This window comes from Variovorax sp. WDL1 (assembly GCF_001541225.1).
GTDB lineage: Bacteria > Pseudomonadota > Gammaproteobacteria > Burkholderiales > Burkholderiaceae_C > Variovorax.
This window is the reverse complement of the sequence record NZ_LMTS01000274.1, coordinates 45,794-47,898: the sequence shown is the minus strand read 5'-3', so window position 1 is coordinate 47,898 and position 2,105 is coordinate 45,794. Positions and strand designations below refer to the sequence as shown.

The 2,105-nt window shown below is 69.6% G+C and carries 1 protein-coding gene; it reads right to left on the bottom strand.

The window, feature by feature from the left end; genetic code table 11:
- Positions 1-2,105 (bottom strand): galactose oxidase early set domain-containing protein (locus tag APY03_RS33835; protein ID WP_083944747.1); only part of this gene is annotated, 2,105 nt, incomplete at both ends.

The following is a 2,105-nucleotide window of genomic DNA, read 5'->3' as shown; positions in this document are numbered from 1 at the left end:
GCAGGCGCAGGCGCAGGCGCAGGCGCAGGCGCAGGCGCGGGCGCAGGTGCAGGTGCAGGTGCAGGCGCAGGTGCGGCAGTCGTTAGCCTGCAGGACTTCACCACGAACGGTGCCGGGTCGGTGCCGAAGAACTCGTTGGTGCATGGCACCGTGCCAACGACCGCCTTCTGCACCCAGCGGGTGTCGGCGCCATAGGCCACCAAGGTCGAACTCGACACCGTGAAGGTGCCGCCTTCGACGGCCAGAGTCGCGCCGGACGGTACAGGAGCCGGCGCAGGTGCGGGTGCAGGAGCCGGTGCGGGTGCCGGAGCGGGAGCCGGAGCAGGCGCAGGCGCAGGCGCAGGCGGTGCCGCGGTCCCCGTGTCCGCCACGCAGGACTTGGTGACCCCCGGCGCGGGATCGGTCCCGAAGAAGGACGTGTTGCAGGTGCCCGTACCCGTCACGACCTTGTCGACCCAGCGCGAATCGATGCCGTAGCTGACCACGGTCGCGCTCGCCATGTTGAAGGTTGCGCCCTGCGCGGCCACAGTGCGGTCTCCAGTCGTCACCTGGGTGCCGGCCGTCACGCCGCCGGCCTTGGGCGCCAGCACATGGCAAGTCTTGGCGACGTTCGGCGCCGGATTCATCCCGAAGAACTCGCTCCTGCAGCTCACGTTGCCGGTGACCGTCTTGTGGGCCCAGTTCCCGCCCTGCCCGAACTGCACGACGGTGGAAGCCGGCAGCGTGAAGGTGTGGCCCTGGTCGGCCACCTTCGTCCAGCCGCCCTGCACCTTCAGGATCTTCGCGACGGAGGGCACGCCGGCGCTGTCGATCGCGAACAGCATGTAATAGCCGGTGGGCAGGATGTTCGGGCTCTCGTTGAGGGTGATGTTGACCGTCGAGCTTCCGGCGGCCTGGGTAAAGGGCAGGTTGAGGAAACGTTGCCCGAAGTCGGTCGAATGCGTGACCGCACCGGTTCGCACCAGCGTGACGCGCTGGATCGAAAGCGGCGACACGACGCTGATCTGGAAGTCGGTGCCGAGGGTCAGCTGGGCCGGGGCCGTGTTGATGATCGGGCGCGCAGCCCGTTGGCCGCTGCTGTCGAACAGGTAGGGCGGCGAATAGATCTCGGCGTTGAGGTTCAGCACCGGCCCGGGCGAGCCGCCGCCGACCGAGAGCACCGTGGCATCGGGCAGCAGCATCGCCGTGGAGTGATAGAGCCGGGCCTTCTGCGCAGGGTTGCCGGTGGTCCACTGGCCCGTCGCCGGGTTCCAGAGGAGGGCCGTGAACGCGGTGTCGACCAGCTCGTTGTCCTGGGCGGAGCCGCCGGTGACCAGCACCTTGCCGTCCGCCAGCACGGTGGCCGTGCCCCATTCGCGGTTGGGCCCGGGGCCTGCGACGGTGCTGACGACCGGCGTGCGCCCGTTGATGTCGATCACCACCGCGCTGCCGTCGTCCGCCACCATCAGCATCTTGCCGCGGTCGAACATGGCCCAGGGCAGCACCCAGTTGAGGAACTTCGGCAGCGTGCCGATCGGTCCCATCGTGGGCGCCTCGGTGTTGATGCTGAACATGTGGTTGCTGCTGGCCACGACCACGCGCCCGTTCGGCGCCAGCACGGCGCGGGGATAGAACCAGTCGCCCGGCCAGTTGGGGATGGCCCCGAGCGTGCGCCAGCCCTGCCCGGGCGTGTAGATCTCCGGCACGCCGGAGCCGGCGCCGCCGCCGTCGATGCCTGCCAGCATCAGCGCCCGGCCGTCGGCCAGGGGAACCGCGGTGCCGTACCAGCGCGCATAGGCCATGGGCGGCCCGGCGCTGATGGTGGAAGTGACCGGATCGTAGAAATTGACGTCGGCCACGCCCCCGTTGACCTTGTCCGGTGTGATGCCGCGCGTGTCGCCGCCGGCCATCAGCACCTGTCCTGCCGGCAGCACGGTCTGGGCGGTGCAGAAGAGGTCGGTGCGCACGCTGTGCTGCAGCAGGCTGTGGGCGTTGGTCGTCGGGGTCCAGACGTCGTAGTAGAGCTGGGCCCCCTGTGCGCCGCTCGGGTCGGTGCCATAGCTCATGACCTTGCCGTCGGGCGTCAGCACGGCGTGGATGGCGTTGATCGGCCAGGTGATGGGCTC